This is a genomic window from bacterium, assembly GCA_021158245.1.
Taxonomy (GTDB): domain Bacteria; phylum Zhuqueibacterota; class QNDG01; order QNDG01; family QNDG01; genus QNDG01.
This window is the reverse complement of sequence record JAGGVB010000179.1, coordinates 1-25,306: the sequence shown is the minus strand read 5'-3', so window position 1 is coordinate 25,306 and position 25,306 is coordinate 1. Positions and strand designations below refer to the sequence as shown.

The window sequence follows — 25,306 nt, the reverse complement described above, 5'->3', positions numbered from 1 at the left end:
CTCAATCAAGTTAAGAGTAAAACTTTAGGCCGTGTTAACATTGAAAAAACCGGCACATCAATTATTGGTTTGCTTGATGGTAGCAGAGACATACGACCTGTTATTGAAGGACTGCCTGCCCTGAGCTATCCGAAGGGGATAAATAGCATTACATCTCCGCAGTTGCGCTCCGCACACTGCCGAATCTTTATAGCATCCAAATTGCTGAATAGTGTGCCACACGAAAAAGGTTCAAAATATTTTTCTGTTATATTTTTCCTCTTTTATGGTTTAATCGGACATTTTTTTATTCATCTTCAATTCCCCTTCCGAAGCAGCAATTATTACTGCTGCAGATGCATCACCAGTGATATTAATTGTTGTTCTGAACATATCAAGAATTCTTTCAACACCGAGAATCAATGCCAATCCTTCGGGTGGAATTCCTACCTGCTCGAGAACAATAACAAGCATAAGTACTCCTGCCATAGGTGCACCTGCTGTTCCGATAGATGCAAGAGTAGCAGTGAGCACTATTAATAATTGGCCGGAGATTGACAGATCTATTCCAAAAACCTGTGCTATAAATATAGCTGAGACTCCCTGATAAAGAGCAGTGCCGTTCATATTTACAGTAGCACCAAGCGGAAGGACAAAACTCGCTATATCAGGCGGTACTCCAAGAACTTCTTCACAAGTTTTAATTGTAACAGGAAGAGTTGCAGAGCTTGAACTTGTACTGAAAGCTATCAATTGAGCAGGGCGTATTCCTTTTAAAAAATCCCCCATTTTCATTCCGGAAAACATTTTTACAACAGGAGGATATGTAAAATTCAATATTACAAGCCCGAAAATTGTAATAACCAAATATTTTAACAGCGACATCAGGATATCTGTCCCGAAATTTGCGACAACAGATGCTATAAGTGCAAAAACTCCATAAGGTGCAATTTTAATTACAATATTCACAATTACTATCATGGCATCGTTAATACCCTCAAAAAAACTTAAAACAGGTACAGCTTTTTCTTTTGGAATCATAGTCAAAGCTATTCCTGTAAATATTGCAAAAAAGATAATAGGGAGCAATTTACCTGAAGACAAACTTTCAAATACATTAGTCGGAACAATCTGAAGAAGTATATTAATCGGATTGGACTGGCTTGCGAGGTGAGATACTTTTGCTCCCTGGTTGCTGAAGTTTTTCAGCAGATCTGTTTTGACACTTTCAGGCAGGCCGCTTCCCGGTTGAAAAATATTTGCAAGAACCAGTCCTATAAAAACAGCAACAGCTGTGTACACTAGATAGTAAATAAGAGTCTTTGCCCCTATTCTCCCCATTTTTTTAGGATTCATACTTGCCGAACCGACAAGAAGAGACGCAAAAACAAGAGGGATAATAATCATTCTTATAAGCCGTATGAATAAATCACCCACTGGTTTTATTTCTGCAATTGATGTTTTAAAAACAATACCTGCAATTACCCCTGTAATAAGTCCTATAAAAATTCTTGAATATATCTTAATTTTTAAAATACGTTCAAGAATAACATACACAGTTATAAACAGGGCAGATGCCCTTAGAAGTATAATAATTGAATCCGGTAAAAAAGTTATTTTGCTGATATTGTAAGAATAAAGAAACATTGATATAAATCCTGAGAATATCAATAAGATATAATTATTATAAGTTTTTGAAATCTTATCTGTCATATCTGCTCCTTGTCAGGTAATAAAATATTCAGATCTTTAACATCTTGCAAATTGAACAGCACAATTGTCCTATAAAAATGTAAAAAATTAGACCACATTTGCAAGCAGTAATTTTACAAACATATACCTGATGCAAATCAGAATCGGGATTTTTTGTGGGGCTGTATCAAAAGTCATAGCCCTGTCATTGCGATTCCGGCTTGCCGGAAGAAGCAATCTCTTCAATTCGTGCTTAATTTCTGAGATTGCTATGTAGCTTCGCTCCTCGTAATGACTTCAAATCGGCTTTTGATACAGCTCCTTGCCCGCAATCTTAACAAAATCAATAAATTAACCTTAAAAAACAAAGAATTGTACAATATTAAACAATAACACAGAAGGGGTGCATTTATTAATGCACCGCTTCTTTTGAATTGTACTTAAAGATACATACTACTTCTTAACCACCCTGAAACCAACAAACTCTTTTGCAGGAGCTTCGTATTTAATACTCTTATCACAGATACTGACTGCAGAAAAACCCATTACGACTCCCTTTCCATCAGCTTTTATGCACCACTCCGCAGCATTACCGTTAAGGTCATAAATCGGATCCTCTCCGAACCCCTTAAACGATCCTACGGGCTTTAGAAGAAAATCTTTATCCTTTACTTTACGAATCTCTTCCTTCAGAAGAATTGCATCATCAGGATTAACAGAATAACCTGCCCAAAAATCAAGCGTATTACCCTGTTTCCCCGAACACGATAAAAGATTTTTCATCTCTTTTTCTGTGGGAAGCCTGTAGTTTTTATTTGTCAAATTTTTTAACCACTCTGCATACTGTTTTGCTTTATCAAATGTAATGTTTGTAACAGGGAGATTACCTGTACCGTGCTGAAAAATATAATTTTTGTCAAAGGAAGCATACTGGGCGCGTGTTATTTCAAACCGTCCGACTGACATTGAATCAAGGCAGACAACTTCTGGAATAAGTTTACCTTTCTCACCAATTCCATAATAACCGCTGCTTTTTTTTGCCTTAATCTTTTTTAAAATATCCGCAAGAGGGGAACCATCCCTTAAGGCTTCGTTTTTTTCTTTGTAAGTTTTGAAAAGATATTTATCAAACCAGACAAGCTCCTCTTCCATCTTTCTTCTCTGATGGGTAATTTTACGCGGCCCGTGAGGTTCTCCGGGGAACAGAATAAATCTGACCGGCGCTTTGCCAATCTGTTGAAGAGCATGATAATGTTCCCAGCCCTGTTCTGTAGGTACATTTGTATCTTTTGTTCCGAAAAAAATCAGCGTTGGAGTTGTAACTTTTTCCATCTTGAAAAGCGGTGATTTCTTTATATAGTACCTCGGCCTTTTCCATGGAGGCCCTCCGAAATATGCATTATCAAAAGCAGCGCCAAATGCACAATTCCCGTAATCTGATGTCCAGTTCACATCTCCTGCACCGGATGCAGCCGCTTTAAATCTATTTGTTTCAATTATACACTGAATTGTTAATATTGCACCGTTAGACCATCCCATAATCCCCAACTTATCCTTATCAGCCATTCCCTTCTTTATAAGATCATCAACACCATTAAGAATGTCAGGAACTTCAAGTTCATAATAATGCTTTTTAATAGACTCCATCCATTTAAGCCCGTAATTACCACTTCCGTGATAATTAACTCTTAGGACAAAAGCTCCCCTGCCTGACAGAATATTGGGATAATATGCCCATGATTCTCTGAATGCATCTGCATCAACTCCGGTAGGGCCGCCGTGTATTGCAACTACAAGCGGGTATTTCTTCCCCTGTTCATAATTGAAAGGATAATAGAGGACTCCGTCAACCATATCACCCTTTGCACCCTTCCATCTGATAATTTCTGATTTTGCAATAGCTTTGTTTTTTATCCATTTGTTCAGCGTAATGATTGTTTTTTCATTTTTAAAGCTGAAATCTTTGATTTCAGCAGCTTTTGTCTTTCTCGGAATGCTTGCGGTTGTATAATCATAAATGACAGTCTTCCCGTCTGCGCTTACTGCGTCAACAAACAAATTTTTGCTTTTAGAATGCTTAAGCCACTGACGCTTCCACATGCCGTTTTCTTTGTAAAAAAATGCAAGTTTGTTCCACGGCCCGTTTGCGAGAGATACAAGAATACCATCAACAGTAACATGATAACCGTAAAACCCAAGCATCCTTTTCCAGTTAAGGTATATCTTTTTAAAAATTTTTTTCTCAACATCAAAATAACCGAGCCCTGAAACAGACACATATGTATCTTCAGGATCAGAAGAAATTCTGTACCGTGCAAAAAATCCTCTGCTGTCAAGGCTCCAGGCAAAACGGGAAGGATTGAGCCCTTTTTGAGTAAATATCTCTACCCTTTTTCCGGTTTCCAGATTAATCAAAAACTGCTTTGGCGGAATCCGAAAATCATAAGGATAGTGTATATTCTGGGATTCATTTGTAACAAGCCACCTGCCGTCAGGAGATATTGCAAACTCCCCGACCTTCCCTTTGTTCATTGTAATTCGGGAGGCCTTACTTTTTTTTATTGAAATCTTATAAAGCCTTACAGGAAGGAAATGCTCCTGATCTCCGGCAATTATGGAATCATCTTTTTTCTTCTTTAATTCCTGTTCAAAATAGTATTTATTTTCTCTTGCAGTAAAAATAATTGTATTATTATCAAGCCAATGGAATGACTGCACACCTTCTTCTCTTTTTGTAAGCTGCCACGGTTCACCTCCGCGTAAATCAATTAACCAGATTTGAGGCCTCCTGGTTTTTCCTTCTCCCCGTACAGACATAAACGCCACAACAGACCCGTTCGGAGACAGCTGCGGGCTATAGTCATTTGTCTTTCCGCGTGTAAGACGTACTTCTTTGCCGGATTTAATAAAAGTCAGATAAATATCTCCGGCGAATTGATTGAGCTCCTTTTCAGGAACTTGTTTAACCCATACTACTTTTTCTCCGTCAGAACTTGGATAAAAACTCCTTGCGGATTCCTGTTTCAATACATCGTCAATTGTCCATTTTTTGGGATTAGTCTTTGCTGATGATTTTTTTACAGCAAAAAAAACGGCAAATAAAAGGATCACAATTAATAAAGCAATTCTTGTTCTTCTCATCTTGAGGCCTCCTTACTAAGGGTTATAAATTATAGGGATTCGGGTTAATTAGTCAAAAAAGCAATTATGAAACATACAATTTGAATGAGTAACGAAAAAATATCCGGGCATTCCTTAAAAACTGCCCGGATATTTCAACTAATTTTCTATAAATTAACAAAACTACTTTCTTAGAACTGCATTAAACCTTTCCATCTTATCTGTTTTCTTATTGGCAAGATATATTCTCATATTTATACCATACCCCTTAACTGCAATTGTATATCCTGAGCCATCCTCTGTTCCTGGAATATCAATTGTATCCCAGTATACACCTGTTGCTGTGATCAAATGGATACCGTATTTATCTCCGACAAAAAGAAGAGGATTCCGGTGACGGGTTTTTCCGTTCAGCATTATGCCGTCTTCATCCTGAGCAATAGCAATACTTGTTGGGAATACAAAATGTACACTTTTCCCTGTATGCCCGGGAGGATTCTCCCCAAGCCCGCCTATTGCCCTTAAATACTCACCCTTGCTGTTAAATACAACAATTCTGTGGCTGCCCCAGTCAACAACATAAATATTGCCCTTATTATCAATTGCAATATTTTCCGGGCTTATAATTTTTTTTGCAGTTACAGGATAAATTAGATTTAATACACCTTCTTTAGAAATCTTTGAATCATTTCTATACTCTATGAGATTTGATTCATCACCTTTAACAACAAGAAACTTGTTTAAAACAGAAGAAAAATCAAAATCACGCAAATTTATATCTTCCTTAAAATCCTTTAACATTAGAGAGGATTCATCAGGAACTATCCCGCCTGTTTTTATAAACAGAGGATCATCAAGCCTGTCTGTAAGACGAATTACATTCACTCCGGGCTCTGTTTCCTGCCCGCTGCTTTTAAACGAAAGATACGGAAGCAGAGACACAACAATTTCTTCAGAACCCGGTTTCGTAAACTTATGTTTATCAATATACGGATAGCACTCACTGTTTCTGATTTTAATTACAGCTCTACTGCCTAAAAGTATGGAGGATTTAACATATACACCATTACTATTAGGGTTGACAGCTTTACCGTCAATTGAAACTTCTGTAGTTCTTGTTATTCCTGCCGGCAGTATCACGTAAAGCTTCATACCTGAACTTATTGATCCTGTTCTTTCATTTATGCCTGATGACAGGCCAGGGAACGCTCTATCCTTAAATACGGAACCCTGAAGTAAATTATCAGACGGATATAACGATAATTTAGGCATTCCAAATTTTTTCATAAGAGTCAATGCATCACTGCGGTACAGACTTCTTACATATCCAGGGTCGGCAAAACGTTCCAGAGATATCTCTTCTCCGTCAACAACAAGCAATCGTTCCGGATATTTTACATTATTTATATCAATACCTTTTACTTGTGCCAAATCTCCCTTTGCAGAACAGCTTTGTATTCCGGCCTTTGCATTATTATACCAGAACACAGCATTTGGGATGCTCTTGGTTTTCTCTACAATCACTTTATAACACTCTTTTGCTGCAGCATCATTACCGCTTATCCTGAATATTTCTCCGAGATAGTATAGCGATCTCAGACTGCGAGACTTGTTAATCAGGTTTACAAAAATCGGTTTTGCATCCTCATACATTTTTGCCATACTTCTCTTATTTTTCTCATGTTTGGCAGCTGCAAAAATACTTCTTGCCTTTATGTAGCTTCCTTCATTCTTGAAATTGCCGCTTATATTATTCAATATTTTGGATGCTTCGAGATAAAAAGAAAGCTTGTCGGCAGAAGTCTCCTGTATTTCAGCTTTCAGGAACAGGTACATTCCTTTATAAAAAGATGTTTCTACCTGACGGCGGTCCTTTGTCACCTGGAAAAGTTTATCAAGACAATCAAGATAAGGTACCCTCTCCTTGCCGGTAACTCTTGTCGCCCTGACAAGCATTTGCCTTACCAGATTAAAAATCTTTCTGAACATAACAGAATGCGATGATTGCGGAACAATATTACCCCAGATCTGCTCACCCAGGCTCACCTGAATCAGTTTCATTAATAATCCGCTCTCATCCTTAATTAATTGATTCTTTGGCTGGAATGCCTGAAGCTCCCTTATTAATTTTCTTAATGCTCTGCGCTTATTAATATTTTTATCAAATCTGATTAAAAATGACCTGTATCTTGCGTCTTCTCTTAAAAATTTTGTCCTTACATCAAAATTTATTTTTGCTGAATTTCTTAAATATGATACAAACTGCTGTTCACTGTTCCCTGTATTTGCAACAAATTGAACCCAGCCGAACCAATACCACGCTTCCGGCAGTGCGTTAGCTGTCCTTGCAAAAAAACTTGAAGGCTTTTGTGAAAGTTTATAAAAAGATTCATCATCTGACGGAGTATTAAAATCTCTTACCCCTTTCATAAAATTTTTCTCATTTATCAGCGCTGCAAGTTTCATTACATCAATCATCTGATTTAACCGAAGTCTGTACTTATCATCTCCGGTTAATAGATAGAGAGATAGATATTTTTCAGCTTTTGAATAGGTTAACAAACTCCCATATTTTTTTAAAGCAGACGGAGAAAGCCCTTGTTCAATTGATTCATAATCTGCTTTTTCAAAACTATTCTTTGCCGCTGACACCGGATCTGCAGCAGTAGCACTCTGTCTGACTGCATTAAAAACCGCTGATGTTAAATTCTCAAACAAAATTCCTTTTTCAAAAAAAGCATCCTGCATTTTTATTTTAGCACTGATTCTCATATCATCAGAAATGTCAGGATAATCACTCAACATCTTGAAAATACGAATACTTGTATTCAAATTTGATATAATAATTTTTGCTACACTTTTATTAAAACCTTCATTATCGCTAAGAAGCATAACTATTTTACTATACTTTGAATGCCTCAGGCTGCACTCGGCCTCCATGTATTGAGACTGATATTTCAATGAATCACTGGATTTATCAGCAGCATCGAGAAATGCATTTTTTGCTTCATTAAGTTTTTTTCTCGGATCTGATTGGAACTCAGCAATTCTGAAAACAGACCACGCCTTCTTATAGGCAGCCTGGTCCCCCAATTCAGGATAACGTGCTTTAATATCAGCCTGTTTATTTGTTTTTGAAAAATAATTTAATGCCTGCTGGAAATTACCGACCGCTTCACTATGCGTTGCAGTCATCAGGCCAAGATTGTAATATGATTCACCGAGATAGTAATACGAAAGGCCTCTCTGAGATTCAAACTGCTCTGCCCTCTTTTTTAATAACTTGATGGCGCTGATGTAATTGCCCTTATTAAAAAGAGCCAGACCTTCGGAATGGTAAAATCCCTTATCCTCTGAATTCTGACTGCCAAGCAAAACTCCGGCTCCAATCAATACAATGATAAAAACTTTGCGCATTATACGCATGGGATCGCCCTCTTTTTTAATATTAAAAACATACAACATATTTTATCGGTACTAACAAAACTTTTTCCTAATAATAACTCTCATTGAAAAGTTCCTATGCCAACTTCTGACGGTTTAACTCCATTTATAAAATATACATGGCCGTCGTAAATAGGCTTATCAGGAGGAATATCATCTTTTCTTCTTAATCCGCTTGTGTCAATGATTAATTTTTTCCCTTTTGACGGTAGATTAAAAAAGAATTTAATAATACCTGTTTTATAGGGTGTATATATCCATGTTTGGAGAGCATCCTGAATTAAAAGGCCTGCTTCCGTATGGCCGCCGGACCGCATCTCATTAATAAACAACCTTCCTCTTTCATCAATCCATGCAGTAATTTTAACAACTGCATGAGAATTAAGCCTGTTCCAGTCGAGAGCAGTTACCGTAGCTTTGCCTATTATCGAAAAAACAAGTGGCTGAATTACCTCACCGGTAATAGTGATTCCCTGAAGGCCCGGACGGGGAGGTATTTTTATTGATTCATATTCCTCTGAAGCATTAAGCAGTACTTTTTCAAAAGGAATTTTATCTATTTGCAATTTTCTCCAGACTGCAAGAAAAGCCACAGCTGCAATTACAACAAAAATTATAAAATCCCTTATATAAGATCCTTTTCCCATATTAACCCAGTCTTATAATAAATAGACTACCTATAAACAAATGCAAAATTTCAATAATTAAAAATCTATCTGAATATTTTTTCTTCTTCTTCCGCGTTTATCAATTTCTGTCACAGTCCTGATTGACCGGCACGATTTAATGTCATCTATTGTTCCGCTGACGCACCCATAATTTATATTACTATATTGAGTTTTTAATCTTGCAATTATATTTACAACATCAATATACGGCAGATAATCAGGGCACCTTATCATAACAAAATATTCATGTCCAGGGCTTCGATCCGCCCTTTGAATCAGGCCGTTAAGTTTTTTCTCAAATTCAGGCCATGGCATAGTGAAATCTTTTATTAGCTTATTGACAATATACTTGTTAAGCTTGTCTCTTGACATATATCCCATTCTGTTTTCAATATCTTTTACTACAAAAGATGCATTTTCATCAAGCCAGAAAACACTATTCCCGTCTGTAAGCTGTATCACAATCTGTGCCCTGCCGCTCTTCTGCTCCGGTGTCGGAATAGATATATTTCTTTCCTGCAGAGGCAACCGTATTACAAAACTTGTAACCAGAAAAAAAACAAGCAGAATAAAAAGCACATCAATTAAAGAAATAAGCTCTATTTTTTCTTTCTTATTTTGTATTGCTTTAAATGCCAAAGATCACTTCTCCTCAGTTAATGTTCTGAATACACATCGTGGAATTAATTTCCCATACTTACCGCTCTCGGACATTATATAATTGATAAGCCTGAACTCAGTATCCTTAACTGCTCTGATCTCTATTCTGTTTGATAAAGAAGGCTCAAAAAAATTTTCTTCCTGATATTTTCTAATTGAACTGCTTATTAACTTACATACATCCGTTTTTTTAAAATCCGCCTCACTCAACTTTAAATAATTTTCAGGCACTTTTACCATAAATTTTGGTTTTACGCCTTTCTGTGAAGATGCGATCCAATTGTTAACAGCTATTTGCCTCGCTTGATCAAGAGTAAGGGAATCTCTGACATTCGGCCATAATGCAAGAACATATTTAGCGCCTGATGTATCCTTTTCAATCTGAAAAAGCAGTGTCTTTAAGACAGTACTTACTTCATATGTTTCTGCCTGATTAACATGAGGAAGGTCAAACTTATCTGTATGTTCCCCTCTCTTTTTTGCTTCCACACCTGACTCGGAGGTTGAAAGCGTCACGAGAGAAAAAATCAACAGCAGAAAAATGATATCTATCATTCCGGGAAGACTCAGGCTTTTTCTCTCATCATTTTTAATAAAAGCCATTACATAATCCTTTCCAGAACTACCATTACATGCTTTCTGAGATATTTACGTAAATGTTTTCCCATTTAGCATAAAGCCAGTTTAGTTTATTCTGATAATAGTAGAAAAGAAGCATAAGCATAATTCCTACAAAAAGGCCTAAAATGGTTGTCCATAATGCTTCAAATATACCTCCTGCAAGGCGTCTCACGAGTTCGCTCTGAGATATGTCCGCATGTACCATTGTCAGCATTGCAAAAGCATGAGAAATTCCTGTGGCAGTACCAAAAAGGCCTATCAAAGGAGCTAATGTGCCAAGATTCCAGAGCCAGTCAATAAGGCTGCTTCTCTTCAACTGCTCAATTTCCGAGGATGCCCTGTTTTCAATAACTCTGTCAACTTCACGGGATACTTCACCCCACCGGAATCCGCCAAGTTCATGAGTTTCCAGGCCCGCTTTTATAATTCTTACTGCAGGATAGTCTGTTAAATGCAATGAAGGATCGGCAATTCTTCTTAACAACTGCCTTATACTGTTTGAACCGCTTTCTCTCCAGAATTTAATATTATCCATCTCAATATCTTCTATCCTGGAGTGGGTTCCGTTTTTTATCCCCTCTCTTACATGAGTATTTGCAAGATTAACTAACCTGTGCCACTTTGTAATTATTTCTTTAAAATCCTGAGAAACATATTTATACGTGCCTTGATAACTCTTACCGAATAAAAAGAGCTTTTTACGAAGAGGGAACACTCTGTTCATTCTAAGAAACCGCCAGCAGAAGAATACCCATATTATCATTCCTGCCAAGAATGCATTCCAAATCAGGTGGAATGCTATTTTCCCTGCTTTTGTTGAAGTATCAAATACATAGCCTCTTCCTATAAGTGCCATGGGTATTCTTCCGCTCAATGGAAAATACAAATAATACCATGGTTTTCCGGAACCTCCGTTTCCATCAGCAGAATATACCCGGCCGGTAAGGAGCCTCGCTGTATCAGATGCAGCTACAACTTCGCCGCTGTTTACAGCATCAACAACAAACGAATAGCGTTTACCTAATTCCAATCCGTTAAAAGTAACAAAATTTTTATCTTTTTGAGCAGTAACACTTTGCTGCTCAATATTTTCTACAAGGCACTTTACACGATATCCGTCAATTCTGCCAAATGTATCTTTATTTAAAATATCCGACTGAGCACCTGATGCCTCCCAAAATACGGTACAATTACTGCTCTTTGGGACTTTAAGCCAGTTCTTCTCCAGTTCCTGTTTTAACCCGTTAATATGAACTTTTACAGCCGTTTGAGAAAAAGCCATAACCGGAAAAAGCAAAAATAATGCTGCTGCAATACCAAATGGCATTGATAATGGCCAGCGATGTTTCATTGTATTGTCCTCCTTACCCTCTTGCTAAAAATAATATCCGAGACTAACTCTTCTTGTTTTAATTTCTGTTCCTGTATAATCATCTCTAATTATTTCGATAAAAAATTCAATCGGAACCTTTCTCATGTCAATTTTCAGTTTTCCGATCGTCCAGGTCGGAATGACACTTCGAGAAAAAAAGTATCTTATTCCATAACGATATCCGGAACCGTTAAAAGTCAGCACTTTAAATGTTTCTGTCTGGTACGGCATATTATACCTGAGGATATAATCTCCTATTAATGTCAGATACCCTCCTGGCATAAAAGACAATTCCGAACCGGCATAATAAAAATACAATATACTTTGAGTTTCCGCTACTGATGTCGCAGCGCAAGATCCGCTTATACCAAAACGAGGGGACAGGCTGAAAATATTGTTTTTTATCAAATTAATCTTTCCGCAAATATCCAATCCTACCCCGGGCAGCATTAAAATCTTAACTTTCTCAGATAAAGTTACAGGCAATCCAAAAATATTATTTTGCTGAAAAACGAATCTTAATTCCGAATAACTCTTAAAAAGCAAATCTGTCAAAACTGTTCTTGTGAACCTTTTCTGTTCATCTGTACCAAGTCTATCAAAGTATGCAAATTCTATTCCATAGAGATGCTTATTGTATACTTCATCCTTTCCTTCCCGTAAAGTCCATGCTTTTACTTTAAAATCACCATCTTTCGTATCAAATTTTTTACCTTTTTTGGTAAAAAGTGTAACTTTCCAAAAATACCGGCCATGCCTGGGGCAAATCTGTCTAATTTCATCTACAGTTAATGAAAATAAATGTTTTCTGTCTCCAGGATTAACAGTAAAAAATTGAACAGATTTCTTCCTGACTGACCAAATTGAGACCACAAACCGATCAATCTCGTCAGCATTAAAAGATGAAGATGTTCTCCATTGAAATTGTACACTCCCTCTTGTTATTGAAAAACCTTTCGGCGGTGAAACCTGATAAATTAAATCATATTTACCATCCCGCACACCCACAGCTCCGATGCTGTTCTGCATCAGAATAAATACTATGCATAATGTTAATAATTTATCAAAAACTTTCATTATCCTGCCGATAAAATTAAATATCTCAAGCTCTACCGCAAATACTTAAAATAGTCATTTGTAAATTCGCTGGTTATGGAATTCAGCCTCTCTTTGTCATTTGCCATTAAAGCCTGAATAAGTTCTGTGCTGTGCATTCCAACGTAAACTCCATAATCAAGGTTTGGATAATATCGCTGTGTCTTCATAATTTCAGTTACACCGCGCTCATAATCTCCAAGAGAAAGATAACAAACTCCCGTAAGAAACTGTGCTTCATCAACAATGTACAGATCATTATAAATTGGATAACGGGGATATTCAGGCGAAAGTTTATTTATGTAAGTCTTTTTCTGAAGAAGTTCAAGCGCCTTTAATGATGATTCATACTGTTTTTTCTTTAACAGCGATTCCCCCAAAGCAAGAATGGAAAGCCTTACCATACTGTTACGATCCTGTTCGCTTTCAAACTGTTTTGCAGCTTTGCGGAACACTTCAATGGCCTTGTCCCACTGGCCGTTATATTTTCTGCAGACTCCATCAAGATAATAATGCCTCAAACTGACTTTATCCACTTCCTGAAGAATTCCCAATGCGTCATTCATCTTTTCCGTGATTATATAGCATTCACTGAAATCCATTAATTGATTGTCTGTCAGCGTATTATTTTCCTCATTGAAAATTGGTAAATACTCTTCAGCGGCTTCATTTGCCTTCTTCCTTGCTCCGTGCCCATCTCCTTTTACAAGAAGTTTTTTTGCCTCCCTGAACAGAAGTTCCGCTCTGCCAAGCCCGCCTGTCAAGTCATAATATCTTCTTGCACGCAGGGTATCAACTCTGTCAGCGAGGTCTCTTACAGCCGCATCTATATCAGAATTCGGATAAAGTGCAAGAACACGGAAAAGGTTATTGCGCTCAACCGGGTCATTTCCCTTTTCTAGTTTTGCTCTGTTATTAAAGTATTTACTTCCCTTTTGTTTCCCGAATTTAAGGGATATAAAAAATCTATTATCCTCCGGAAGATACGGATGGGATCCGTAGACATAATCAATTCGTACTGACGCTTTGTTTGTAAAAGGAACCTGCAATCCAAATCCGAATGAGGGCCCTTCAGATCTGTTGTTAAACCCGAATCTCGGATAAAACACAAAACTATTATCTTTGATAGGAATCATACCTTCAAATCCCATGTAATTTCCTGCAGGGATAGCCTCATAGTATTCTCTATCATATGCAAATAGTATTTCAGTTCCCTCGAAAAATTTTCTAACACCTGTCCATGAACGAGGAATCCAGTCTTTCATAATAAACCGATAGCTTAATCCCATACGCAGTACCCGCGGAAACCTGTCACTATCATTGGAATGTATTCTCCAACCAGGCTGAATAATATTCTGAAGATTAATTCCAAAACGCAGCGGAAGAAGGTAACGCAGTGCAAACACTTTAAAAACAGGCGCATGAATAGGCTGGAATGTCATGCCGATATCTATCCCTCCTGACCAGCTTCTTGTATGGGACTGAATCTCCCGATACACTTCTTCCTGAATTCCTGAAAAATTCTGGCTTACAAATTTTATAGTTGTACCATATCTGAAAATACCCCATAACCCGGTATTTTCATGAGCCCATGACAGCAGGAAAGCATTTTCACCAATATTAAAATCGCCTAATTTTACACCCGTTACCGTACGCTGCTCATATGATGCGCTGGCAAGGCCCACCCATGCAAAACCTATAGAAGAGTTTTTTCCGAGAAGATATTTGCCTACAGGATCCTTAAGATTAAAAATACGGGGTAGAATAATGCCTGCATTGGCAAATTGGCTGTCATAATATAAATTTGAATACATAGAATTAAATTCGGAATACTGAGCTCCGACAATGCCTGCAGGATTCCATAAAATTCCGCTTGCATCATTCGCTACAGCCACAAACGCTCTACCCATACCAAGAGCCCGGCCTCCTATCCCGTATCTCAAAAATTCTCCCGGATAGCCTCCGTAACCCTGTGCACTTAATGATCTTGCCGAAAAAAGAGCAAGAACTGTCAAAACAATAATTATATTTTTTTTATTCATCATTTTCTCGACAATTAATCCCAGTTTTTTTTATCGGATAACTGCTATCTTGCAATATTTGCTTAATGCATTTCTTATTACACAAACATATCCCCCGTTTGATACAACATCGCCTTCTCCGTTTCTGCCGTCCCATTCAAAAAAATAATCATCCGCAGTTTTAGTTAGTACCCTTACAAGATTGCCGAAAAGGTCATAAATCCTTGCTTCCGTAGCTTCAGGTACACTGCACTTAATTATGGACCTTTCATTTACCTCCGGGTTAAACGGATTGGGAAAGCAAAGCACATCCTTATCTTCTCCCTCAAACGGCCACCAGAAAATGACAATAGTATCAGGTTTTGACAACTGTCCAGCCAGATCCTTCACCTGTAAAACAAGTGAAAGCTGTTCATGAGCAGGAGAAAGAATTGTATACTGAAATGTCGTATCAATCCCTGGCCGCGGTTTTTTAATATTTATAGATGTTTTCTGCTCAATACTTTCACTTATTTCCCGAATACTAATCTCCATTACCTTGCCGAGAGCAGTATCAGCTGCAATTATCCGGTTATCAATGGTTTGCCCGATAATCCAGTTAATTCCCCCGCTCTTCTGCAGGTGCTTAATAGTCCATTGAGTAATAAAAGGCGGAGAAACATCCTGAATTGAAGTTTCTACTGGAGACCACTTGCTAAAAGCATAATTATCACTGCCCTTATCAGCAAGATACCTGATCCGGTAGGATATTTCAACTCCGCCCGGAAGTTCATTAAAAGTAGCAGAATTCTTCCATGAATCTACATAACCCCATTTTTCCACATCATTGTATAGAGCCTCTACTTCATACAGGATCACTTTTGCCTGCACTTTGGCAACAACCGCTTTTATACTGTCACTGTTCCAATAAACAGTATTTTCAAGCCCCCATGTATATTCCGGTTCAGAATGCAGTTTCGGCTCAGGCAGAGTTGTATCAACCGCTGCTTTTGCAAAATTAATTTGAGGTGCAAAATCTGCAGCATTTTGGAATACATGAACTCTCTTAATTTGAGCACTGCCTGCCGCAAAAACTGCAATAACAAAAATTATTGTTAACTGTAAAGTAAATTTGTTTTTTCCCATTGTTAATAATTCCCTGTTTTAAAAGGATCTATTTTACAAACATCAACTTCTTTCTGGATTGATATGTTTTGCCGTCTTTCCCGCTCGCTGTAACGACACATATGTATATTCCTGATGAGACAGATGTTCCCGCATCGCTCATTCCGTTCCATCTGGCTGAATGGAATCCGGCATTTTTAATGCTGTTTTCAACAGTTTTCACAATTGATCCTGAAATATTGTAAATGGAAACATTGACTTTTGCAGCATACGGAAGTTGAAATGGTATTACAGTCTCGCTATTAAACGGATTAGGATAATTCTGCCCGACTCTGAAAAATTTGGGGACTTCTGCTACATCGCCGATACCAGTGGATTTATTGGTACTGTTCTGTCCTGAAACGATAAATGAAACAGCAGACCACCCGCTTTCCCACCATTTGTCACCCTGTTTAACTCCTGTTTTAAGCCTGAACCAGGTAGTATCATTTTCAATTGCTCCCCATCCGCTGGTACATTCATACGAAGAGGCATCAATCCATCCGCTTCTGCAAAGCAGCCTGTTCATCATATCTTCATCTTTTAATTCGTATGCTATTGAAAAATGTCCGGGATTCATTGCCATTTCAACAAAATAGTACGCAGTATCAGGCTGGTTTGTATTTACAGGAATAGTACATTTTTTCTTATCAACAGGTTCAGGTGGAAACGGAGTAGGCAGAAATACCTGTGAGGCAGCCTCTGTTCCATCTGTTATATTTCCAGCACTGTCAACCACAGAAATACTCCATTTAATATTTCTGTTAGATAAGATATCCCTATGAACGTAAAAAACACTATTTTTGTTAACCGGAATACTGCCAGCATCTGTAACACCGCTTTCAGTTATCCGTTTTATCCTGTACTCTGCGACATTACCTCTAAGCTGATCCCACGCAATTGAGTTATCTGCCGGAGCTGTCTGAATTCCTGCTCCATCCCATGAAAGGCTGACCATAATTGAATCAGACGCTCCGTAATATGCATGGACAGAATCAACGGATATCTTTGTTACAGGATAGGGCGGGACTGTATCATATACTGCTGTTTTTAAATTATAAAAATCTGTTGACCATAAAGCCGGTGGATTCCCAGTATTCCCGAATTTATCAAAAGCAGTAATTCTGAAATAAATTTTATTATTTATTCTGTTTGCAAGAACAGGAATCTTTACTTTTCTGGATGTAAGGCCAGGATTTACAGAAAACGGGCCTATAGTGGAAGTTTCATTCCGGTTGCCTGAGAAATATCTGCTTACACTAACCTGTATCATACAGGTTTCGGCACCGCGTGTTGTACCTGAAACAGGCTTACCATACCTGTCTTTCCAATTCCAGGAAACATTAACAGAATCACTTTTAAAATATTTCTGCATATTTTCTGAAATCTCAGGGATATAAACAGATCCTGTATCACTGGTATCTGACTTCACGCCTACAGCAACGACCTGCCCCAACCTGTTAAGAGCTTCAACCTTGTAAGTATATGGCAGGCTGTGTATTAAAAACTTTGCCGAATCCATAAATGATGTTGCTGTTTTGTTTATGTATGTAATTGCATCATTGTTTCTTAAAACAATATATCTTTCAATTTTATACTTCTTTATAAGATCAGGTGCGTTCCAGTTAACATAAATGCAACCTTCCGGTTGTGGAATAACCTCCAATGGAAGGTGAACCAGCCCCGGCACAATGTAAGGCTTAGACCATGCACTTTCCTTGCCTACCGGTTTGTTCGGTATCTCCTTAATTCTGAATATATAGTTTGTGTTCATTACAGCAGTTCTGCAGTAAAAAGCTGTTGTGTCAACAACAATCTCTTCTTCATAGGGGCCTTCAAGGCTGTCTGCATAGATTCTTACAACAGTGGTATATCCTTCGGATGCATCACTTGGGGAAACTCTATCCCAATGAATTGACAGTACATAATTGCCGTTTTCTATCTTTGGTGTTTCGTTGCTGCTGATTTCAGGAGGTTTGTTGCAGTACTCAATGTTTCCTAAAACAGCAATACTTGTATCACCCATTATGTTAACCATCTTTACTTTGTATTCATAATCTCTGTATGCAACAAGAATATCGCCGTTTTCTTCTGTTAATTCATTACTTGCGTATCTATCAACCCACTTTATTGTATCAGTTGCTGTTAAAACCGAGCCCGTCAAAGACCAGCCGGACTGCGCTGTTTTTCGAAGTATAAGATATTTCTGAGCTGCTATGCACGGCTTCTTCCACTGCATATAAATATCTCCGTCCCACGAATTTGTATCAGTACGAACAGTGACATCTTTCGGAGCAATAGTAAGAGCTCTTATAACTACTTTTTCAGTAGACCATACACTGGATATTTTGCCTGTGTATACGCCCCGCACCTTAATGTTTGATACTTCATCGTCAGGCAGCTTTACAATAATAATATTATTATTAATAACATCATACGGGTCTGTCTGCTGTCCGTTAACAAGAGCTGTCCAGGAGACAATGCCTGATGTATCAAAATTTCTGATGCTTAATTCTACACACTTTTCATGAGTAAATACTGTGTCTGCCTGCAACGGATCAGAGGGATATATATCCGAATACTCTGTTGTTGTAAACACCAGAACAGGTTTACCGGGTATTCTTTCAACTGCTTCCCATTCGGTAGAATCAATATTTCTTTCATTACCGACAGCATCTTCTGCAACTACTCTGTATGAAACCATTGGATTTGATATATCATTAAGAACCAAACGGCTGAGAGTATCAACATAACTCACATTTATGAAATCATCCGGCAGAGGCAGTTCATCAAACTTACCATCAGAGCCGATTTTTCTATAGATATGATATCTTTTTAACCCTGAAGCATCGTCTGAAGCTTTTTCCCATGAAAGATACATTAAATACGATGAAAAGCCCTGCGCAGGGTCACTCGCCGCTGCATCCTGCATAACAGAATTGGCCTTAAGATTATGTATGTCTTCCGGCGGGAAACAATCAGGTATAATACTTCCCGCATCTTCAGTATGCACTGTTGAATAATACTTGCGCAAAAACCTTCGAATATACTTATGGCCGTTTACTAAATTTTTATCTATTATTTCAACCGTTTCAGGTAAAGGCGTTTCTAATCCCCCCTGATCATTTGCCTGCACATTTTTGCTTCTTGAATAATCAAATACAAAAAATACCGAATCATAATTTGTTGTACTTAACCATCCCCGCTGCCTGAGGCTATCAGGTTCTATCCATCCCGAATCATAATATCTCATACTACTTGAAGGCGGATTTGAAAAATAGCCGGAGCTGTCGCGTACTGATTCAAATCGGATGAATTTTTCTCTGTTATCAAGCCTTACCCAGATAGTATCAACCGTGCCATAAATAAAATCACCATTTCTGTTATCTTTTGTTACATCAGTAGTATCATAATCAATTACAATATCTTCCGAACCCTCCACGAATATATCGTTAGAAATGTCTCCGCTGCCCTCATTTCCGACTTTATCAACCGCACGAATTCTATATGCATAATAGTGCCCGCCAACAGCAGAAGTATCAATCCACTGGCCGCTGCTTAGCCACTCTGCGTTAATTTCAGCCAAACGTTTTTCTATGCCAGAATCTGCAGTTCTGTATATTCGGTATGATCCGACTCCGCTTAGTTCATCATGGATCAGGTTCCATGAAACAACAACCTTTCCATACCGCATTATCGCCTGGGGTTCTATAATTGTTTCTGGAGGTGTATTATCCTGAACAGAGTATACTATATCTGAATAATAAGCTTCCTCTCCATTCTCAGTTTCATAAACTGCTTTTGCAAAAAACCCGTATTTATGTCCGTTTTTAAGATTATTGAACGTTTCAGTTAATGTATCGGAAAGCAATGCTTTGTAAAGCCCCTTAACCGCTTTTCTCAAATTCTTTCTGTCAGCATCATCAAAATAGTAAACTTCCTGCATCCTGCTGCCTTCAACAGGTATCCACTTCACACTATTCCTTGTACCTCTCGTATAAGACGGTTCTGAAAGAATTACTGGATGCTCAAGAGAGGAATTAATAGTTCGTACAATTATTTCCTCTCTGTTGGCAGATATTGGATCTCTGGGGTTCAATCCAAGCCTGCGTGCAATCTCAAGAACAAAATTATCTGCACCTGCTTCCGAAGGCCTTATGAAAATTACATTTGTAAAGACTGTATCCTGCCCCGGTTTTAAATTAACTTCAAAATCATTCCAGCCGTCAACATAATCCGGTATCGGCTCAGATCCGGGTTTTCTTCTTAGCCAGCAGGTTATAGTTTTATCAGAAGATTCATTCTCAAAATGGGCAGTAAATTCAAGGCCTTCTATTTGATATGTCTTTAGAGAAACAATGTATGGTGATTTTGTAATAGGCTCACCTGTGTTAATGTTTTTGATGTTGACCCAAAATTTTGCAAATATAGATGTAACAGGAAGAATTAACAAAATAAAGACGAAAACCGGAAGCCGGGTATTAAAACCCTTTCTCATCGTAATAACCTCCTTGCAAGTTTATTGTATCTAAATTACTGTATTATATAAATAATTATCTTAAAAATCAACTATTATCACTGCTTTTACACAGCAAAAGCCATACCATAAATTTTCCAAGGCAAAAATTGTAAACTTATAATTGCACTAACCAGAGTTAACTTATTGTCTTTTAATGGGTTAGTATCCACCACCTTAAATAAGTACCAATATTTATCAAATTTATTTTGATTTAATAATAGAATGGAACAATTCACAAAGAAATGCGTCAAAAAGACACATCACCCGCTATTTTTTCAGCGTCGCCATTGCGTCCTGCTCAAATCGTTCGGCCTCAATTGCATATTTTGCCGCTGTTTCTCTTGATATTCTGCCTGCCTGCATAAGCATTATTAAATTATCATCAAGAGTCTGCATGTTCGGAGTAGTACTGGACTGCATAATGGATCTTATTTGATGCACTTTCCTCTCTCTTATAAGATTCCGTATAGCATTATTTGCGATAAGAACCTCAGCAGCAGCGATCCGGCCTGTACCGGAAGCATTAATTAGAAGCCTTTGAGAAATAATACCGAGAAGAGAGCTTGATATCTGGGCTAGAATCTGCTTTTGCTGTTCGGCAGGGAAAACATCAATTATTCTGTTAATAGTATCCGGTGCAGTTCTTGTATGAAGAGTGGAAAGCACAAGATGGCCTGTCTCCGCAGCAGTAAGGGCAAGTGATATTGTTTCAAGATCACGCATTTCTCCCACAAGAATAACGTCAGGGTCTTCACGAAGCGCGCTTCTTAATGCCATGGAAAATGTTTTTGTATGCTGGCCCAGTTCTCTCTGCTGAATCAGGCAATTTCTCGGTGTATGAGTATATTCAATAGGATCTTCAATGGTAATTATATGCCAGTTTTGCTCCTTGTTCATCATATCTATCATAGAAGCAAGAGTAGTTGACTTACCATGGCCTGTCGGCCCGGTAACAAGTATAAGCCCCTCTCTCTCTCTTGCAAGATTTGATATTCCCTTTGGCAGGCCAAGCTCTTCAATTGTACGTATCTTGTCAGGAATAATTCTGAAAGCAAGCCCGTATCCGCCTAATTTTGTAAAAACATTTGCTCTGAAATGAGCAACATTACTTACCGAGTACCCGAAATCCAGTTCAAGGTCTTTTTTGAAACGATCCATCTGAACATCGTTTAAAAGCTGGACTATTATGTCTTCCATATCCTGTTTTGTCAGTACACGTCCCTTTATAGGCTGCAGCTTTCCATTTATACGTACGATCGGAGGATATCCGTTGCTTAAATGAATGTCTGAAGAGTTACTCTTAACTGCATGCTGAAGAAGCTGATGAATCTGTTCCAATCCAATCATAGTTTCCTGGTCCTTACAATCTCGGGTGTAATAAATATAAGCAGTTCAGTTCTTTTATCTGTATAAATTTCATGCCGGAATAAATTCCCGATAAGTGGTATGCTTCCGAGAAGCCATACTTTTGAAACTGTTCTCTCTTTCTGATTCTTAATCAGCCCTCCTATGACTACAGTCTCACCGTTTCTGACAGATACAATGGAATTAACAGTTCTTTTACTTGTTATAGGAGCTCTGTTTTGACCCATTTCAACCCAGCCTGTTATCTCCTCAATTACAGGATTGACATACATGGAGATCAATTGGTTTTCCGAAAGATGCGGAGTGACATTTAATTGGATATTCACTTCTTTATAATCAAATGTTACCATATCGCCCTGGCCACCCATTCCCCTCTGAATTTTGGGCACAGGAACTGTCTGGCCTGCACTCATTACGGATTCTTCATTATCCATTGCAATAACTGAAGGATTTGATATAATTTTTGAATCTGTTTTTTCTCTCAAAAAATCCAGAACAGCTTTATACTGGCTGGCAGACAAATGCCCCATCTTCCATGGTTCGTTACTGTTGACATCTGTTTTAAGAGCAGAATAATTTTGCGTATCTCCGCCCGGAAGCAGTTCCTGCCACTGCAAAGCAGTAGTAAGGGTTTTATCCCAGTTTATACCAAGTTTTTCGTTAGTATTAGGCGCTGCCTCAATAAGCTTTGCTCTGATAACAAATTGAGTTGGTTCTTTATCAAGCTGAGCAATTACATTGTCAATCTGCTGTATCACTTCCGGCCTGTCTGTAACAACAAACATACTTGAACGCCTTATGCCCTGAACTGCAAAAGGATTCTTTTTCATACGGTTCTTGCCTGCTTCGTCAAAAAATAAAAATTCTCTGTGAAAAACATGTACCAATGAATCGGCAGATACCATCTGCTTTACAATGGGCAGTATATTATTTGCGTCTGCATATCTTAAATTGTAAATTTTTGTAATTCTTCCGCCGGAATATGCAACATTTGTTGACTTAATTGTTATAATACCCCTGTCTACGAGATAATCACAATCATGAGTATGGACTATTTTATTAAGAGCCTGCCTTAATGTAACATTTGTCAGGTCCATTGTTACATTGCCTTTAATGCCCTCGCCTATTACCATGTTTATCCCGTTTGCTCTTGCAACGGTTCTCAAAGCATCTTTAATCGGGGTTTCATTGAATTTGAAACTTACAATCGAATTCCAGGGAATTATTGAATCCTGTACTTTACTTCTCTTTGCTGAAGTTAAATTCTTTTTCCTGTCATATATGGAATCTGCAGCGTTCTTTTGATTCGGGAATCCAGTCGTTTCATTAATATTGTTTGCTGTTGGTACTGATACGGGAACTGCTTCGGCCTTGATCAAATCAGAAGGAACAGGTGAAGATTCACTCTCTTCTCCGAATTGTAATGAAGAGCTTGCATCAGCCTGTTCTGACTTGCTATTGCTGCTGTATGCTGTATTTTTTCCCAGTCTGGTCGTAATTATAATATTCCCGTTACTTGCAGTAGCTGCAAACGGCATATCATTTTTCAATTTCACGTCTGCTCTGAAAGATTTGTTTCCGTCCGGCCCGGGAATCAGGCTTACATTTGAAACATTTCCTTCGGGATAGGTAAAGAAATCACTTGCCGTAAAAATTGATGCGCCTGAAATTAAAATAGAAAAGCTTCTGTCTTTATTCAAAATAAAACCATTCCAGAAATATTTCCCGTTAAAACCCAGCACCAATTTTTCCTGATTATTCACAGAATCCCTTGCAACATCCTTTAAATATGCGTCTGAATGCCCTTTGGGTAATTTAACAGGAAGATTCATAGCCTCCTGAAGCAGCCTGTTGTCACCAAATGAAAGGATTACATTATTTTGCCGTTCTACCACAACAACAGAACCGGAGTCCTCAAAATTCAGTGTAATCTTTGTATAAGGCGGTTTCTCACTCACCTGTTTTACAGAGAGATATCTTCCTCCGTGAATCTTTATAGACTGTCCTTTATATTTCCCGGCTGATCCGTACAGATAAACGCACAGGCTGTTCCTGTCAGGATGAGATACGCCATTAATCCTTGTATTTTCCGTATACTCCAGCACAATCCATGCCCGTTTATCTTTACCGCCCTTCTGGACGTTCTTTAGCTCCGGCTGGGCCATAAGGCCAGCTGCTGATAATAAAAATGTACTTATTATTACCCAGAGAAAAGATCTCTTCGGTTTTTTCATTGTGATTCTCTCCACTCTAAGGTGAATGTACGATTTCCTTTTCTGCAAATCACTTTACTTCCTCTTATTTTAAGTACCTCAAGACCTTCTCTCTCTTCCCCTTCTTCCATAATAATACCGTCTATTAATGCAAACCCTTTTCCGTCTTTCCATAAAATTCCGTTTAAAACAGGCCCCTTTTTCTCTTCCTTCTTTACAGCAGGCTGCTGAGTTTTCTGCACTTGCTGATTCGGCTGAGTGCTTCTGTTTACAACACCGGGCCTTCCTCTTGTATCTTTCTTTTTCAATTCATTGGCATAGGAATATGCAAAAGGATCCTTTTTCCAACCCTTAAAAATCACTCTTGCACTGTTCCCTTCTGCTGCTTTTTTCGGAACAGCAGCATTTACTCCTGGAACATTGACAGCGCCCTTCACTGCCTCTTTCGGAGGAACAGCAGTTTTTGCTTTTTTATCACCGCCGAGAACAAATCTGTCAAGCAGGAAGATTATAAGGACCACGCCAAGCAGCCCGAGAAGTCTTTTTTCACCCTTTTTTAAAGCCACAATTCCGCCCTGTTATTCATCATTCGGCATCATATTCCATGAAGGAGTACCTGTCTGCCCGATCCCGACCATTATTTGAAAATTATCGTTTTTGAAATAACGGCCTTCAATATTCATTACAAATCTTCCAGGAAGAGGGAATTCCACTCCGAGAGTACCGCCTGCAAGCATGCCGCTCTTATATTCTCCCTTTTCCTCGCCTATAAACGTACTGCTGTTTGCGCTTGTCAGATACTGTTTTTTTATATCCGACCTGTCAAGAGCCCATAAACTGACGCCTGCATAGAATGTAAATACTCCGGCAGATACGCCTCCTGCAGCATATCCTTCAAATTCTTTCCAATTATAAGTAAGGGCATATTCCCGGTCAAAATTTTCAAGAGGTTCAATAAAACTTCCCATGGACTTAAACCTCAGAAACTGGCCGCCTGCCCATATTCCGAACCCTCTCTTTTTTATTGAGAGGAGAGAAATACGAAAGCCTCCTCCCAAAGCGAATCTGTACTTTTTATCCTTGTAATCATTTATCCCGACAGTATCTCTATTCATTCCAAGCTGCACAAACCCGCCTGTCAGATAAAAATCAAACCATTTTGCAGCGCCCCATGAGCTCCTGAAAATCAGCCGTTTTGAGACTGCCTTCAGATTATCAAGCTGCTGGTTCGTATATGCACCTGACATTACTACTGTCCAGTTTCCTGCACCAGCGGTTCCTGCAGGATTTGCCGCAGGCTGAGATATCAGTATATGCGGGGAAACTGTGCCAAGTAATAAAACAATTAGTAATATAGCTCTTATTTTCATAAAAATCAATCCTTTTTATTTAAT

At 38.3% G+C, this 25,306-nt stretch carries 15 protein-coding genes; all 15 read right to left on the bottom strand.

Annotated elements, in window-relative coordinates:
• Positions 1 to 270: 270 nt before the first annotated feature.
• The 15 genes from J7K93_09945 to J7K93_09875 all read right to left on the bottom strand — a co-directional run bounded on the left by J7K93_09945 (position 271) and on the right by J7K93_09875 (position 25,282).
• On the bottom strand, positions 271 to 1,626 hold the full coding sequence (locus J7K93_09945; GenBank protein ID MCD6117326.1) for a dicarboxylate/amino acid:cation symporter: 1,356 nt from the start codon (positions 1,624 to 1,626) through the stop codon (positions 271 to 273).
• Between the two features lie 498 nt (positions 1,627 to 2,124).
• A complete protein-coding gene (locus J7K93_09940) occupies positions 2,125 to 4,812 on the bottom strand; it encodes a prolyl oligopeptidase family serine peptidase (protein MCD6117325.1) in 2,688 nt (895 codons plus the stop codon).
• Between the two features lie 162 nt (positions 4,813 to 4,974).
• Positions 4,975 to 8,217 carry a hypothetical protein gene (locus tag J7K93_09935; protein MCD6117324.1) on the bottom strand — a complete coding sequence of 1,081 codons (3,243 nt, stop codon included), beginning with the start codon at positions 8,215 to 8,217 and terminating at the stop codon, positions 4,975 to 4,977.
• Positions 8,218 to 8,297: 80 nt separating this feature from the next.
• Entirely contained in the window at positions 8,298 to 8,882 is a 585-nt protein-coding gene (locus J7K93_09930) for a hypothetical protein (GenBank protein ID MCD6117323.1), read from the bottom strand.
• 57 nt (positions 8,883 to 8,939) lie between these two features.
• Positions 8,940 to 9,542 carry a biopolymer transporter ExbD gene (locus tag J7K93_09925; protein MCD6117322.1) on the bottom strand — a complete coding sequence of 201 codons (603 nt, stop codon included), beginning with the start codon at positions 9,540 to 9,542 and terminating at the stop codon, positions 8,940 to 8,942.
• Between the two features lie 3 nt (positions 9,543 to 9,545).
• On the bottom strand, positions 9,546 to 10,166 hold the full coding sequence (locus J7K93_09920) for a hypothetical protein (protein ID MCD6117321.1): 621 nt from the start codon (positions 10,164 to 10,166) through the stop codon (positions 9,546 to 9,548).
• A 25-nt stretch (positions 10,167 to 10,191) separates the two neighbouring features.
• Positions 10,192 to 11,535 (bottom strand): MotA/TolQ/ExbB proton channel family protein, encoded by a 1,344-nt coding sequence (locus J7K93_09915; GenBank protein ID MCD6117320.1) that lies wholly within the window; start codon positions 11,533 to 11,535, stop codon positions 10,192 to 10,194.
• Positions 11,536 to 11,559: 24 nt separating this feature from the next.
• A complete protein-coding gene (locus J7K93_09910) occupies positions 11,560 to 12,633 on the bottom strand; it encodes a hypothetical protein (protein MCD6117319.1) in 1,074 nt (357 codons plus the stop codon).
• A 32-nt stretch (positions 12,634 to 12,665) separates the two neighbouring features.
• On the bottom strand, positions 12,666 to 14,696 hold the full coding sequence (locus tag J7K93_09905) for a hypothetical protein (GenBank protein ID MCD6117318.1): 2,031 nt from the start codon (positions 14,694 to 14,696) through the stop codon (positions 12,666 to 12,668).
• A 27-nt stretch (positions 14,697 to 14,723) separates the two neighbouring features.
• Complete coding sequence (locus tag J7K93_09900; protein MCD6117317.1) at positions 14,724 to 15,797, bottom strand: hypothetical protein; 1,074 nt, start codon at positions 15,795 to 15,797, stop codon at positions 14,724 to 14,726.
• A 28-nt stretch (positions 15,798 to 15,825) separates the two neighbouring features.
• A complete protein-coding gene (locus J7K93_09895) occupies positions 15,826 to 20,313 on the bottom strand; it encodes a T9SS type A sorting domain-containing protein (protein ID MCD6117316.1) in 4,488 nt (1,495 codons plus the stop codon).
• 288 nt (positions 20,314 to 20,601) lie between these two features.
• Entirely contained in the window at positions 20,602 to 21,681 is a 1,080-nt protein-coding gene (locus J7K93_09890) for a type IV pilus twitching motility protein PilT (protein ID MCD6117315.1), read from the bottom strand.
• Positions 21,678 to 23,933 (bottom strand): hypothetical protein, encoded by a 2,256-nt coding sequence (locus tag J7K93_09885; GenBank protein MCD6117314.1) that lies wholly within the window; start codon positions 23,931 to 23,933, stop codon positions 21,678 to 21,680. The genes J7K93_09890 and J7K93_09885 overlap by 4 nt, the downstream gene beginning before the upstream one ends.
• Positions 23,930 to 24,478 carry a hypothetical protein gene (locus J7K93_09880; protein MCD6117313.1) on the bottom strand — a complete coding sequence of 183 codons (549 nt, stop codon included), beginning with the start codon at positions 24,476 to 24,478 and terminating at the stop codon, positions 23,930 to 23,932. Before J7K93_09880 ends, J7K93_09885 begins: the two co-directional genes overlap by 4 nt.
• Positions 24,479 to 24,490: 12 nt before the next feature.
• A complete protein-coding gene (locus J7K93_09875) occupies positions 24,491 to 25,282 on the bottom strand; it encodes a hypothetical protein (GenBank protein ID MCD6117312.1) in 792 nt (263 codons plus the stop codon).
• Between the last annotated feature and the right edge of the window lie 24 nt (positions 25,283 to 25,306).